This window comes from Ovoidimarina sediminis (assembly GCF_032586175.1).
GTDB classification, from domain to species: Bacteria; Pseudomonadota; Alphaproteobacteria; order Rhodobacterales; family Rhodobacteraceae; genus Ovoidimarina; species Ovoidimarina sediminis.
The window spans coordinates 59,707-73,011 of record NZ_JAWHTE010000010.1; the positions used below are offsets into that span (position 1 = coordinate 59,707).

Annotated in this window: 13 protein-coding genes and 1 pseudogene; 5 read left to right on the top strand and 9 right to left on the bottom strand. The window is 59.9% G+C overall.

The window, feature by feature from the left end; translation table 11 throughout:
• Positions 1-19: 19 nt before the first annotated feature.
• Positions 20-277: pseudogene (locus tag RXV90_RS13005) on the bottom strand (transposase); the annotation flags it as partial.
• Positions 278-739: 462 nt separating this feature from the next.
• Between RXV90_RS13005 and RXV90_RS13010 the strand changes: the two are divergent.
• The 3 genes from RXV90_RS13010 (at position 740) to RXV90_RS13020 (ending at position 3,529) form a co-directional block, all read left to right on the top strand.
• The gene (locus tag RXV90_RS13010) at positions 740-2,794 is read left to right on the top strand and encodes a mechanosensitive ion channel domain-containing protein (protein ID WP_316649195.1); all 2,055 of its coding nucleotides are present in this window, start codon (positions 740-742) and stop codon (positions 2,792-2,794) included.
• Positions 2,795-2,800: 6 nt separating this feature from the next.
• Positions 2,801-3,058, top strand: coding sequence for a hypothetical protein (locus RXV90_RS13015; RefSeq protein WP_316649196.1), 258 nt, complete (start codon positions 2,801-2,803; stop codon positions 3,056-3,058).
• A gap of 177 nt (positions 3,059-3,235) precedes the next feature.
• Positions 3,236-3,529, top strand: a complete 294-nt coding sequence (locus RXV90_RS13020) for a hypothetical protein (protein WP_316649197.1) — start codon at positions 3,236-3,238, stop codon at positions 3,527-3,529.
• A 568-nt stretch (positions 3,530-4,097) separates the two neighbouring features.
• On the opposite strand, the gene RXV90_RS13025 is transcribed toward RXV90_RS13020, so the two are convergent.
• Positions 4,098-4,802 carry an IS6 family transposase gene (locus tag RXV90_RS13025; protein WP_316649198.1) on the bottom strand — a complete coding sequence of 235 codons (705 nt, stop codon included), beginning with the start codon at positions 4,800-4,802 and terminating at the stop codon, positions 4,098-4,100.
• Between the two features lie 31 nt (positions 4,803-4,833).
• Positions 4,834-5,235 (bottom strand): phage terminase large subunit, encoded by a 402-nt coding sequence (terL, locus tag RXV90_RS13030; protein ID WP_316649199.1) that lies wholly within the window; start codon positions 5,233-5,235, stop codon positions 4,834-4,836.
• 239 nt (positions 5,236-5,474) lie between these two features.
• Here terL and hypE point away from each other — a divergent pair, with 239 nt between their 5' ends.
• Positions 5,475-6,527, top strand: coding sequence for a hydrogenase expression/formation protein HypE (gene hypE / locus RXV90_RS13035; RefSeq protein ID WP_316649200.1), 1,053 nt, complete (start codon positions 5,475-5,477; stop codon positions 6,525-6,527).
• A 6-nt stretch (positions 6,528-6,533) separates the two neighbouring features.
• Here hypE and hypD read toward each other — a convergent pair whose 3' ends face one another.
• From hypD to RXV90_RS13065, 6 genes are all read right to left on the bottom strand, one after another.
• The gene (gene hypD / locus RXV90_RS13040) at positions 6,534-7,676 is read right to left on the bottom strand and encodes a hydrogenase formation protein HypD (RefSeq protein ID WP_316649201.1); all 1,143 of its coding nucleotides are present in this window, start codon (positions 7,674-7,676) and stop codon (positions 6,534-6,536) included.
• The gene (locus RXV90_RS13045) at positions 7,673-7,963 is read right to left on the bottom strand and encodes a HypC/HybG/HupF family hydrogenase formation chaperone (RefSeq protein ID WP_316649203.1); all 291 of its coding nucleotides are present in this window, start codon (positions 7,961-7,963) and stop codon (positions 7,673-7,675) included. The genes hypD and RXV90_RS13045 overlap by 4 nt, the downstream gene beginning before the upstream one ends.
• Positions 7,964-8,038: 75 nt before the next feature.
• A complete protein-coding gene (locus RXV90_RS13050) occupies positions 8,039-8,815 on the bottom strand; it encodes an ABC transporter permease (protein WP_316649204.1) in 777 nt (258 codons plus the stop codon).
• A gap of 71 nt (positions 8,816-8,886) precedes the next feature.
• The gene (locus RXV90_RS13055) at positions 8,887-9,852 is read right to left on the bottom strand and encodes an ABC transporter permease (protein ID WP_316649205.1); all 966 of its coding nucleotides are present in this window, start codon (positions 9,850-9,852) and stop codon (positions 8,887-8,889) included.
• A 6-nt stretch (positions 9,853-9,858) separates the two neighbouring features.
• The gene (locus RXV90_RS13060) at positions 9,859-11,418 is read right to left on the bottom strand and encodes an ABC transporter substrate-binding protein (protein WP_316649207.1); all 1,560 of its coding nucleotides are present in this window, start codon (positions 11,416-11,418) and stop codon (positions 9,859-9,861) included.
• 78 nt (positions 11,419-11,496) lie between these two features.
• Positions 11,497-12,405: a CobW family GTP-binding protein gene (locus tag RXV90_RS13065; RefSeq protein WP_316649208.1), complete on the bottom strand. Its 909-nt coding sequence runs from the start codon at positions 12,403-12,405 to the stop codon at positions 11,497-11,499.
• Positions 12,406-12,444: 39 nt separating this feature from the next.
• Between RXV90_RS13065 and RXV90_RS13070 the strand changes: the two genes are divergently transcribed.
• The gene (locus RXV90_RS13070; RefSeq protein WP_316649209.1) at positions 12,445-13,299 is read left to right on the top strand and encodes an ATP-binding protein; all 855 of its coding nucleotides are present in this window, start codon (positions 12,445-12,447) and stop codon (positions 13,297-13,299) included.
• Positions 13,300-13,305: the final 6 nt, after the last annotated feature.

The window sequence follows — 13,305 nt, forward strand, 5'->3', positions numbered from 1 at the left end:
TCATTCGGCGCCGTCAGTTCTTTCCCAACAGATCCTTGAGTACGACGTTGTCCAGCATGGCGTCGGCCAACAGGCGCTTGAGCTTGGCGTTCTCGTCCTCCAGCGTTCTCAGCTTGGCGACTTCCGACACTTCCATGCCGCCGTACTTCGACTTGTACTTGTAGAACGTGCCCTGGCTGACACCGTGCTTGCGGCACACCTCCGCCGTCGCCATCCCGGCTTCCTGTTCCTTGAACATCCCGATGATCTGCGCCTCGGTGAAACGGCTCTTTCGCATTCGTTTGCTCCTTCGAAAGGTTGAGCAAACTCTACGCTAGAACGAGGGAAGTTTCGGGGGGCAGGTCACGCCGGATACGATCATTCAGCAAATGGTCTGGAGCCCGCAGTTTATACCTCTATGTTAGGCCGCAAACCAATCTGCCTTGAAAGTTCTATGACGCAAATCGAAAAGCTGAAATCTGCAATCCGTGCCTTGGCCATTCTCTGCATCTTCGCGTTCACCCCAACTGTAGCGATAGCGCAAGATGCAGCATCGCAAGCGGCAGCCACTCAGTAAGAGAGCGGCGCGGCCCCGGAAAGCCAGACAGGACGTCTTCTGGAAATCCTGAAGGACGAGACCTCCCGCGCCGCCCTGATCGAAGAGCTTGAGCGCGCGGTTGCGGCGACGCCGGAGGGCGCCGCGGATATCGCAGCGGCGGCCCCCGAAGAGCAACCTGTATCTCTTGGTCGTCAGTTTGCGTTGATTACTCAGCAGGTAGCCGAAACCGTCGCGGATGGGGTGGCGCAGACCTGGTGCAGCCTCACGCGCAGCCAGAGCGTTTTCACCAGCCTCGGCACGGATGAGATTCGCATTCTTGCCGATGCCCTTCGCGATCTTTTGCTTGTCATCCTGATAACGACCGCCGTGTATCTCACGCTCCGCAGGGCGATGATGCCGGTCTACAGGCGCATGGGAGAGCGCGCGAAGGGCATGGCCATGGTGCCGACGGCGCTTTTGTTTTCGGGCTCCGTCGCGCTCGATGCCCTGACGGCGATGGCCGCCTGGGGGATCGGCTATGCAATCTTGGTGCTGGCGGTGGGTGAATTCGGGACAATCGGCATCCGTCAGTCTCTGTATCTGAATGCCTTTCTTGTCGTTCAGATGACGAAGGTCGTGCTTCGGGCACTGTTGTCGCCTTCCACGGCGGGTTTGCGCCCGGTGCCGCTTTCTGACGACGGCGCGCGCGACGTCTACCGCAGTGCCGCGCTTGTAGTCAGCGTGCTCGGTTTCGGTCAACTCCTGGTGGTTCCGATCGTCAACGCCAACGCTTCCTACTTCGCCGGTCGCGGGGTTTCTGCGCTTATCCTGCTGTTCGTCCTGGTCTATCTGGTCGTCTTGGTCATGCGTCGCCGCAAGACCGTTTCGAACTGGCTGATTTCCCGGCTGGTGGCAAAGTCGGCCGCTCCAGAAAGCGACATCGAGCCTCTCGACGCCGAGCCGGAAGCCGAGCCGCGTGCGCCGCGCGCCCTGGCGGCAATCGCCCAAAACTGGCACTGGTTCGCCTTTGCCTATCTTGCAGTGATGCTCTTCATCGTTCTGACGCGGCCTTCTTCGGTTGTTTTCGCGGCGGTGCTCGCTTCCCTGAAGATCGTGCTCGCGCTTGTCGTCGCGTCCCTCGTATCCGCCGTAATAGCGCGGACCATCGCCCAGGGGATCAGGCTGCCCGAACATGTGAACAGCCGTCTGCCGCTTTTGGAACGGCGGGTGAACCAGCTGGTGCCGTTCATCCTGATCGGCATCCGCTTCCTCATCATGGCGGCGGTCACGGTGTTCGCGCTCGACATGATCGGGGTGATCGAGATCGCCTCATGGTTCCAAAACCCTCTAGCCCTGCAGGTTACCGGCACAAGTGCCAGTCTTATCTTGATCCTGGGTCTGTCATTTGCCATCTGGCTGGCGGTAGCATCCTGGGTCGAATACCGGCTCAACCCCGACTACGGAGCTGTGCCAACGGCGCGCGAGCAGACATTGTTGACGCTACTGCGCAATGCAGTTGCAATTGCCCTCTTCATCTTTTCACTAATGTTCTGCCTGTCGGAAATCGGCATCAACATCGGCCCGCTGCTGGCCTCTGCCGGGGTGCTGGGGCTTGCCATCGGGTTCGGGGCGCAGAAGATGGTGCAGGACATCATCACCGGCGTCTTCATCCAGTTTGAGAATGCGATCAACGTGGGCGATGTCGTCACCGCTGGAGGCATTACGGGGGGTGTGGAGAAGCTCACCGTCCGCTCGGTCAGCCTGCGGGACGTGAACGGCGTGTTTCACATCGTGCCGTTTTCCTCTGTGGACATGGTTTCGAATTTCACCCGGGACTTCGCCTACTTCGTGGCTGACATGGGTGTTGCCTATCGCGAGGATACAGCAGAGGCAAAACAGGCGATGATCGATGCATTCGACGAACTGCGGGCAAGCGACGAGCATGGCCCGTCGATCATCGGCGATTACGAGTGGTTCGGGCTCAACAGCTTTGGCGCTAGCGAAATTATTCTTCGTGGAAGGATCAAGACCCTGCCTGGAAAGCAATGGGGGATCGGTCGGGCTTACAATGAGATCGTCAAACGGGTCTTTGACGAAAGGGGAATCGAGATTCCCTTCCCGCATCAGACGATTTACTTTGGGGAACGCAAAGACGGCACGACGCAGACGATCCATGTCGCCACGGACGGACTTTCGGAAGGGATTCAGAGCGAGACGGAGCCGAAGCGGTTGACCAAAGAGGACCGAAACCCGCCGCATCGTCGACGTGCTCACTGAGATGGAGTGCGTATCGCCGGCAAAAAGTCGAACCTCGTTTGGCTTCTTTGTTCGGCGGAATCGAAGGATGGTCGCGACACTTCAACTTTGAAGCAGGATGAAGTGTTTGAGATGGGCTTTCGGCGCCGGATCTGTTTCACGGAGAAGCAGAAGGCAGAAATCTGGGATCGCTGGCAACGCGGCGGGTCTATGAGTTCGATCGGCCGATTGTTCGATCGCAACACCGAGTTTTGTCAACGCAACCGGCTCTACGCGGCCATCTGAGAGTTTGACTCATTTCCGCACCGGCGTGGTAATCACGCTCAGTAGCAACTCACTTGAAAGCACTTGCATATCTATACGAACACTGAAATTTTTGTCGAGTGAAGCGGGCTTTTTAGGACGTACTGGTATTGGTAGGCCTGCTCACACAGAAGACATCTGACCAACTGGGAGAAGAGAATGATCCACAAATTGATTCTGCCCTTGGCGGCGACCGCAGTCGTCGCATCCGTTTCAACGGCCTCTGCAGATATAACCTTAGTAAACTGCACAGAGTTCACGATCGGTATCAGGGAAGACATTGCCATTCAGGCGGAGGTGCGGGCAGGCTCGCTGGATGCAGCGAAAGAGATGATTTGCGCCACTGCTGAGCAACTTGAACGCCCGGATGGTACCGATCCAGAGCGCAAGCTGGTCCACATCATGCCTGCCGATATCCATACGGTGGTTGTCTACTTCCCAAGGGCGAACTAAAAGAGTTTCGCGGACTCGCACACCAGCAGGCCCCGGACCCATTCGGGGTCTGCTCTTGTTTTGGATATCGATATATGCGGCTTCCGAACTATCACTTAGCGGCACATTTGGCTTTGTTTTGGTAGAGGATCTACACCGGGCCTTCGGTCGTTAATTTGGCGCGCGGCGCTGCCGGAGCGGCGCTGCGGGTTCGAGTGATATAATGAAATTGGCCGGGTAGTCTGGATGATGGCGCCAGAAACCGGCCCTGACCGCGGTTTCATCGAGATGCTCATTGATCTCAAAGGAGGAAGCCGGATTCGAACTCTGGGATCGGAATCGCGAATATCATTGTAGAACTAGCTTTTTTGTTGGCTCCACTCCTTGGCGCAGCGGCTTCCTACCAAGCTGCGATTACTCGAGACTTCGCCCGATGCGTAGGATTGTGCATGTTGTGCTTGTAGGGGCGACTGAAGAACCAGAGAGCCTGTGAGAGCGCATCGACCTGGTCATTGTTGGCACCGTTTGGAAACGCGGGTGCTGTCAGACCAATGCGAACCAGTCTCTGCTAGGACAGTGTGACTGTCCCTTATGCCGCGCCAAGCTCGCGCCACTCGGCAAGAGCAGCGGCGCGGTTCTGCTTGAAGAGGTTTCGGGAGGAGAGGCTGCGCTCGTGGTTGAAGTGGTTCGTGACAGAGGCGTGGACGGAGGCGAACATCTGTAGACTTCGGATGCGCCGGAACCGCTGCATCGCCCGCTCCCGCCGTCGGAACGGCAGGTGTGAATTCTCGGCGCGATTGTTGAGCCAACGGCCGGTTTCGTGGCGGTCTGCCGCACCGATCTCCTTCAGTGCTGCCCCATAGGAGCGGAGTTGGTCCGTCACAAGCACCCCTGCACGGCCGTGTTTCTTCATTGCTTTCTTGAAGAATTTCAGTGCTGCCTTCTTATCCCGCGTCTTGGTCACGAAGCTCTCCAGGACCTCGCCCTCATGGTCAACCGCCCGCCAAAGGTAGTGCATCTCCCCATTGATCTTCACGAACATCTCATCGAGATGCCATCTCCACTGGCTCGAACGCATCCCCTCGATCCGCCGCTTGCGGATCTCTGCGGCAAACATCGGTCCAAATCGATGCCACCAATAGCGCACCGTCTCATGGCAGACGTCGATCCCGCGCTCATGAAGCAGGTCCTCGACGTTTCGTAGCGAGAGCGGGAACCGGACGTAAAGCATCACCGCCAGCCGGATGATCTCAGGGTGCGTTCTGAAACGGCGAAACGGATTGGGCTTGGTCATTCGCGGACGCTATCCACGGCCACTACACCACTCAAGCCGGTTTAGTCTGACAATGCCCGTCAACCTGATCGTCGTTGGCACCACTGGGGAAGGCTAGCAACTCGCGGATCAGCTCAGGTAACCACTCGGCGTCGTCCGGAAGATACACTTTGCCGGCTGCGATCGGCACCATGGCAAGATCCATGCGCACCTCCTTTGAGTCTTTCGGGGTGTAGGTTTGGACAACATGTGAGCGCTGTTCCGGAGGGATCAGCCCCTGAAGTTCTTGGGCAAGCGCCCGTCCGCTTGAGGCGTTCTCGATAAGGAAAAAATCAGCCGAGAAGGGTTTTTTCAGCAGGAGTGCCCGTTTACGCAACTCGGGGAAGGCCCAGCGACCTCTCGAGGACCCCAAGAGATAGATGTTACCATCCGTGATCTGCCAGCACTGGATCACGGAGTAGGAACCTGAGTCCGATCCCGAGGCCGCATCGAGGTACTGTCAGAACAAAAGTTGGTGCCCGTCCTTCCCCGACCACCTGCTCCGGCACAGGGTCAATTTTTCCTTGTTTGCTTGACTACGATCAAGCACGCGACAGTGACCAGCGCTGAAATTCCCGCCTCGAACCTGACAGGGCCAGTTTAATCTGACAAGACCGGACAAGCTGCAGTAGCCCTAGCCCGGAGCACCAAGTAATGACGTCTCAACAAGCCCAAATAGCGAAAGCGGGTATTCGCGATGAACGCGTTTCCCTGGCCCACGGAGGCGGGGGCAAGGCGATGCAGGCCCTGATTGCCGATGTCTTTGTCCCAGCATTCGATCCACCGGGAATGGAAGATCAGGCGCGGCTTCCTGCGCCCACCGTGCTTTCTGAGGGAGGCGAACTTGCTTTTACCACCGACAGTTTCGTTGTGACCCCCCTGGAGTTTCCCGGCGGCGACATCGGATCTCTCGCCATATGCGGAACTGTGAACGATCTCGCCGTTGGCGGCGCGCGGCCGCTCTGGCTGTCTGCATCGTTCATCATCGAGGAAGGGTTCGAGGTGGCGCGGCTGCGGCGGATCGTGGCAACAATGGCGGAAGAAGCGCGAAAGGCAGGTGTGCGGATCGTCACGGGCGATACGAAAGTTGTCGAGCGCGGTTCGGCGGATGGCCTCTATATCACGACCTCTGGCATAGGCGTCATCGAAAAGGGCCGCGCGCTCTCCTCCAAGCGGATCGAACCTGGAGATATCGCGATTGCAAGCGGTGTCCTCGGCGATCACGGAGCGACGATTTTGGCCGCCCGCGGCGACCTTGCGTTGTCGGCACCGATTGAAAGCGATTGCCAGTCCCTTGCCGCATTGATGGAGGCGGTTCTGCACGCGGCCCCCGGAGTTAAGGCCGCGCGGGACGCCACGCGGGGTGGGCTCGCTTCGGCGCTGAACGAGATGGCTGAGGCAGCGGGCGTCACCATAAAGATTGACGAAGACCGGCTTCCGGTCCGGGCCGAAGTCAACGGAATGTGCGAGATACTCGGCCTGGACCCGCTCTACCTGGCGAACGAGGGAACACTTGTTTTGTTCGTACCTGAGTCGGAGGCCGATGCGGCGCTGGAAGCGATGCGTGCAACAGAAGCCGGTCGCGGCGCGGTCGTGATCGGACAGGCGGTCGCTCGGGGGCCAATTCCCGTCGTCATGAATACCTCGTTCGGGGGGCAGCGGGTGGTTGATATCCTCGTGGGCGATCAGCTTCCGCGTATCTGCTGAGGCGCCCTACTCTGCCGCGTGGCGGCGGCCGCCATACTGCCAATAGGCAGCACAAGCGCCTTCCGACGAAACCATGAGAGCGCCCAAGGGCGTCTCGGGGGTGCAGCCCGTTCCGAATTGCGCGCAATCGGTGGGCTTGCAACGGCCGGCCATGACGGCCCCGCAGGCACAGCCATCGGCCTCGGGGGTGACTGCGCGGTCCTTGCCGGCCCCGTAGCCGATTGCGAATTTCACCTCAGCATCATAGGCTTGGTAGGCGTCCCTTATCCTGAGCCCGCTTGCGTCGATCTCTCCCAGACCACGCCACTCAAAAGACGGGCGCGGCTCGTAGACATCCGCGATAGCGGCGATACTCACCGGGTTGCCGTGTTCGGGCACCACCCGGGCGTACTGGTTCTCGACCTCGGCCCGCCCGTCTTGGATCTGCCGAAGAACCATCAGCACCGATTGCAGAAGGTCGAGCGGTTCGAACCCTGCGACGACGATCGGCTTGCCGAATTCCTCGGCCACGAAATCGTAAGGGTGGGTCCCGATCACCATCGAGACATGGCCCGGGCCCACGAAACCGTCCAGCACCATATGCGGATCGTTCAGGAGCGTGCGGATCGGGGGCGGCACCGTAATGTGATTGCAGAACACCGAAAAGTTCGTCAGCTCCTCGCGTGCCGCCTGCTGGATCGAGAGCGCGGTCGACGGTGTCGTCGTTTCGAAGCCGAGGCCAAAGAACACCACTTCCCGTTCCGGGCTGCGCCGGGCGAGTTCGAGGGCATCGAGCGGCGAATAGACCATGCGGATGTCGGCGCCGTCGGCCTTGGCCTGAAGCAGCGATTTCTTCGTTCCGGGCACACGCATGGCATCGCCGAACGTGGTGAAAATCACCTCGGGGCGTTCCGCGATTTCGATGCTTTCATCGACGCGGCTCATGGGAAGCACGCAAACGGGACAGCCCGGCCCGTGGATGAACTCGATCCCCTCGTGTACCATCCTGTCGAGCCCATGACGAAAGATCGCATGGGTATGCCCGCCGCAGATTTCCATGATGTTCACCGGCTTATCGCGGGTCGCCCCGATATCTTCGGCGACGCTGGCAATGGCCGATAGTACCCGGCGGGCCGCTTTCGGGTCGCGGAATTCCTCGACGAATTTCACGCCCTGCCAGCCACGGCACGGTCGCCCGCGAACATTGCTTCGAATTCTTCCTGCGCCTCGCCCAGGTCGATCAGCGTTTCCATCGTCTTGCGCGCCTCGTCTTCGTCGATGAGGGCCATGGCGAAGCCGACATGGATCAGGACCCATTTGCCGACCAGATCGTCAATGCCACCCCCCATTACGCAGGTCACGTTGACGTTGCGCCGCACGCCAGAGACATCCGCGACCGCGATGTTCGTCGTCGCGTCTACGATTTCTACGATCTGTCCTGGAATTCCAAGGCACATGGGCGACAACTCCTTATCTCATAGACAAGGTATTGATATGCTGCCTCTTGGCAATAGGCATCCGGACCTCTCCGGTCACCTCTCGGTTCCCGCCGAAATCTCTGTCTCGTAAAGCCCCAGGAGGGTCAGCCCAAGGCATGACAGGACAATGGCCAGGCCGGGAAAAAGCGATAGCCACCAGCCTTGATGAAAAAAGCTCTGACCGTTCCGGATCAGATCACCCCAGCTGATCAGGTCGGGATCCGACAGGCCGAGATAGCTCAAACCAGCTTCCGTCAGAATGGCCGCGGTTGCGATGGGACCGATGACGGACAGCGCGGGGCCAATCGCCGCGGGCAGGATGTGGCGTCGGCCGATACGCCAATCAGTGGCGCCAAGGGCATGCGCGGCGAGAACGTGTTCGGCGTATTTCTGCGCCCGGCTCTCGGCCCGGACGATCCTGGCGAGCCCTGGCCATGACATCAGCCCGATCGTCACGGCCGCAAGTTCGAGCGACGGGCCAAAGAGTGTCGCAAGCAAAAGAAGCACGAGAAGCCTGGGCATGATGGCGACGAATTCCGCAAACCGGGTAATGACCGCATCGACAAGACCGCCGGCCAGCCCGGCGGCAACCCCCAATATGCCGCCAACCAAAAGGGTCAGGATCACCGATACTACGGCGAGGATCGCCGCACTGCGCGCACCATGTACCAGCATGGAAAACAGATCTCGGCCAAGATCGTCGGTTCCGAACAAATAGTCGGCACCCGGCGGCGCGAGGGCCGGGCCCACCGCCGCCTGTGGATTGTAGGGGGCGATAATCCCGGGCATCAGGGCCGCAAGAACCACCGGCACAAGGATAACAAAAGCCAACCGGCGCGCCTGTCTTTCCGAGGCATTCTTTGCACCGACGGGTGTGCTTGGGGCGTTTCGCTCGATTGCCATCATGCCGCACCAGCTTCGTTGCGGAGCCGCACATCGCTCGACATCTGCGTGAGATCGGCCAGGAGGTTGCCCAGCATCGTGAACAGACAGCCGACCAGAACGATTCCCACTACCAGCGGCGTATCGCGGTTCTGGATCGCTGCGACAGTCAATTGCCCCAATCCCGGCCAGGCAAAGACCACCTCGACGAGGATCGCGCCCGACAGGAACCAGCCGATCCGGTTGCCGAAAAGCGCAATGATCGGAGGGGCTCCATTCGGCAGTGCGTGTCGCCACTCTACACGGCGCCGAGACGCCCCTTTGGCAAAGCCGGTCTGGACATAGGGGCGTGTCATCTGAGCCTTCATGGCCCGCCGGGTGATCAGCACGGTATAAGCCATCTGATGCAGAACCAGCGTCAGGCACGGCAAGATGGCATGATGCGCTACGTCGAGGGCAAAGGCGGCGCCCTCGTGAAACGCTCGCGCATCCGTCATGCCCTGAACCGGGAAAATCTGTCCGACGCCGGGAGAAAGCCGCAGCATATGCCCAAGCCAGAAGATCGGCATCGCGAAAGCGACCAGCGCAGCGGCAACAATCAGCCCGGATGTCCGGCCCGGGCGCACGGCCCGGATTCCGAGCGGCAGTCCCAGAAGAGCTGCCAGCAGGATGGCCGGAACGGCAAGGATCAGCGTCGCGGGAAGGTGCGCCCAAACCACGTTCAAGGCCGGGCGTCCGTACGTGTAGGAGTGTCCAACATCCCCCGATGCCAGCAGACCAAGAAACCGGCCGTAGCGTTCACCCAGTGGTCGATCGAGACCAAGGCGCGTCTCGATCCGGGCAACGGTGTCGGCGTCGGCAAACTCGCCCGTCAGTGCGACCACTGGTCCGCCGGGCACCGCCTCCAGCAAAAAGAACAATGCCGTCGCGACCGCCCAGAGCATCACTACAGCCTGGGCGCATCGCAGAAGCGTGACGCGCAGCATCGCGGCCTATTCGACGATCTGGATGGTCTCCAGATAGTGACCGGTCCAGGGCCGATAGCCCGTGAAGCCGTCGCTTGCCGCAGTAATTCGAACCGTCTCCACCAACCAGAAATATGGAAGATCTTCTGCGAGGATCGTCTGGATCTCACCATAGGCCCTCGCGCGCTCCCCCTGATCGGCAGTGCTACCGGCGGCGGCGAACAGGGCGTCTACCTTTTCGTTGCGATAGGCTGACGCGTTCGAGAACGGAATGGGACCGATATTGTTCGATACATACATCCGCTTGATCCCGATCTCGGGATCAACCCCGTTGCAGTATGAGATCAGGTTGGTGTCAAAATCCCGCGCTTTGAAGATTGCGTCGATGGCAGCCGGCCGATCGAGCGGCCGTGATGTCAGCCTGATCCCGACCTTTGCCAGATCCTGCGCCATCAGTTCAGCGTATTTGCTGAAGGTTGGGAAATGAACCATGTCGATCTCGGCCCGTATGCCGTCAGCACCGGGTTCGAGCCCGGCAGCGTCCAGAGCCGCAGACGCCGACGCGGGATCATGGCCGAGGGAGGAAAGCGACCCGGCAGCATGCGCCCAGCCGATGGCGCTGGAAAACGGCGCTTCGGCCACGTTGCCACGACCGAAGAGCACCTGATCGTTCAGACGCTCGCGGTCGATCCCAAGCGCGATGGCACGGCGCACGTCTGCCGGCTGCAGCAGCTCGCTTTCGAGGTTGAAGGACACGGTCATAATGCAGTTCCCGCCGCCGGGTCCGGCCGTTGCGGTCAGCACCTGCCCGGCATCCTCGGCGCGCACGATATTCTGGCCGCCGATGCGGGGGATATAATCCACTTCGCCGCGTTCGAATGCCAGAAGCGCGGTTTCGGCATCCTGGATGATGCGAAAAACCACTTTGTCTACATCCGTCGTGTCGCCCTTGAAATAGTCACTATTCTTCTCAAGCACCACGCGGTCGCCGGGCGCGTGAGAGACGAAACGATAGGGTCCGGTGCCAACCGGGGACGCGTTCTGTGCCGCCTCGGTCGGATCTCCTGCCCCCTCGTAAAGGTGTTTGGGCAGGATCGGCGCCTCGGTCACGTCGAACCGGCGCAAGAGCGCGGGATGCGGTGAGGAAAGTCGGAAGACGACCGTCCTCGGATCGGGCGTCTCGATGGACGAAACCACGCCGCTCAGTCCCGATTTCGTACGGGCGTGATGCTGGAACAGCACTTCTTCGAAGGTAAACTTCACATCCTCGGAGGTAAACGGCGCTCCGTCGTGCCAAGCGGCCTCGGCGAGAGTGAAGGTGTAGGTCGTCCCGTCATCTGAAACGGTCCATGAGGTCGCGAGGTCTGGAATTGGCTCCAAATTCTCGTCTAGCGCGACGAGACCGTTGAAGATCGAGTCTGCCACTGCATGCACGTGAGCGCCCGTCGTGATCGCTGGATTGAACTGGCCGGGATCCGACGGGACGGCGACGATGAACGTGGTTTCGGCAAGCGCAGAGGCACCGAATGCCGCGGACGCAACCGTCCCGAGGATGGTCGACCGGACGAAGTGACGGAATTGAATCATTTTTTCCTCCCAAGACGGGGGAAGGCTAACCCTGGACTTGGAAGTTGAGAAGCGCTTTAGACCCCAGTTGCCCGGAAATTATGTGCACCGCTCGATATCTTTACGAATTTCTGCTTCAGGCAGGTCGAACCCGATGAAAACGAGCGCCGAAGGGCCAGCGTCATGCAGCGGGACAATCTCGGCAACATCGTGCACGACATTTAATAGCCGCGCAGTATCTTCGCCCCGAAATCGGACTATACCTTTAATCCGCAAAATGCGCTCCGCATGACGCATGATCCAGAAAGACATAACATCCCGAAAACGGTCCGCGTCGAGCGGTTCCGGCAACGGCACGGCGAATGTCGTGATCCCGTCGGTATGCTTATGCTGAGTATCGTCCGGCACCGAGCGCGGCTGTTCGGGTGGGCGGAACATCTCTGCGATATCGATTATGCCGTCCGATACTTCGATCTCAGCAAGGGGATTTCGCGTCGCCAGTTCCAGCATCGCGCGCGCAACGCTGTCCCTTCCGGCGATGTCCGCCTTAGTCGCCAGAATCCGGTCGGCGAGCGCGATCTGCGCGGCGGCTTCTGGGAAGCGGCGTAGTTCCGATGCAATGCTGGTCACGGCCGCGACCGTCAGTGTCTGGCGCACGGCGACAAGGGATCGAAGCCGAGGGTCATGAGCCATCCCGCGCAAGATGCTTCCCGGTTCGGCAAGTCCCGTCGTCTCAATGACACAATGCCGGATTCCGGAGCTCTCGCACCCCACCGCAACTTCGATGAGCGCTGCAGCCAGATCCTCCTGGACTTCACAACATACACAGCCATTTGGCAGCGTCATAAGGCGTGCCTCGTCCTGGGCGCTGCCGAGGACGGCGCCATCAACATCGACCGCACCGAACTCGTTAACCAGCACTGCGGTGCCTTCGCCTTGCGGACTTTGCAGATAGCGATTCAGAAGCGTTGTTTTCCCGGCCCCCAGAAAGCCGGTGAGGATCGTCACGGGCAGCAAGTCGTCGGGTGGAATTGACTTGTTCATAAGATGATTTTTACCCATTCTTTGGCTAAACGGACATTCTCCAATCAGTCGGAGATCTCACTGCACAAAGAGGATCGCATGAAAATAGCAACTGTTGGCAAGGGCGGATCAGGGAAAACAACGATTGCGGGCACGCTTTCACGCGTTTTTGCCGAGAATGGACGCAAGATCCTCGCGATCGACGGCGATCCCAACCCCAACCTGGCACTGACCCTCGGTATGAGCCGGGAAGAGGCAGACGCCATCACCTATATTCCGGCTTCAATCATGCAGCGGGGCGACGAGGTGGATGGTGTCATACAGATGGTCCCAACCATTCCGCGAGAAGAGATCATGTCGAATTACGCGTCCGCGGCTGCCAAGGACGTGGACCTGATTGTCATGGGTCAACCGGCGCATGGCACCGCCGGATCGGGATGCATGTGCGCCTCACACCGGGCCGTGCGCGGCCTTGTCGCCGAACTAACCTCTTTCGGGGAGCACACGGTGACGGACATGGAGGCCGGTCTTGAACATCTCAAACGCGGCACGGCGCGCCATGTGGATATGATGCTCGTGGTGGCTGAACCCTATTACCGCTCTCTGGAGGCGGCGATGCGGACGGCGGACCTGGCGAAGGAATTGGGCATCCCGCACATCAAGGTCGTCGCTAACAAGGTGCGTAACGAAGATGACATGGCCGCGATACAGACATTCTGTGACCAGCATGGAATGGAAATCATCGGCACGGTTCCGCTGGACGACGAGATGGTTGCCGCCGAACGCAAGGCACAGTCTCCCTACGATTTCGCACCACAGTCCGAGGGCGTCACGGCGATCCGCAGGATCGCGGCGGAAATCGACCTTCTGGCTGCCTGAGCCAGC

Bases quoted from the DNA above. Each gene is read 5' to 3' on its own strand.
- RXV90_RS13020 (WP_316649197.1), top strand. From the start codon at position 3,236: ATGATCCACAAATTGATTCTGCCCTTGGCGGCGACCGCAGTCGTCGCA.
- RXV90_RS13025 (WP_316649198.1), bottom strand. From the start codon at position 4,802: ATGACCAAGCCCAATCCGTTTCGCCGTTTCAGAACGCACCCTGAGATC.
- hypE (WP_316649200.1), top strand. From the start codon at position 5,475: ATGACGTCTCAACAAGCCCAAATAGCGAAAGCGGGTATTCGCGATGAA.
- RXV90_RS13045 (WP_316649203.1), bottom strand. From the start codon at position 7,963: ATGTGCCTTGGAATTCCAGGACAGATCGTAGAAATCGTAGACGCGACG.
- RXV90_RS13055 (WP_316649205.1), bottom strand. From the start codon at position 9,852: ATGCTGCGCGTCACGCTTCTGCGATGCGCCCAGGCTGTAGTGATGCTC.
- RXV90_RS13060 (WP_316649207.1), bottom strand. From the start codon at position 11,418: ATGATTCAATTCCGTCACTTCGTCCGGTCGACCATCCTCGGGACGGTT.
- RXV90_RS13070 (WP_316649209.1), top strand. From the start codon at position 12,445: ATGATTTTTACCCATTCTTTGGCTAAACGGACATTCTCCAATCAGTCG.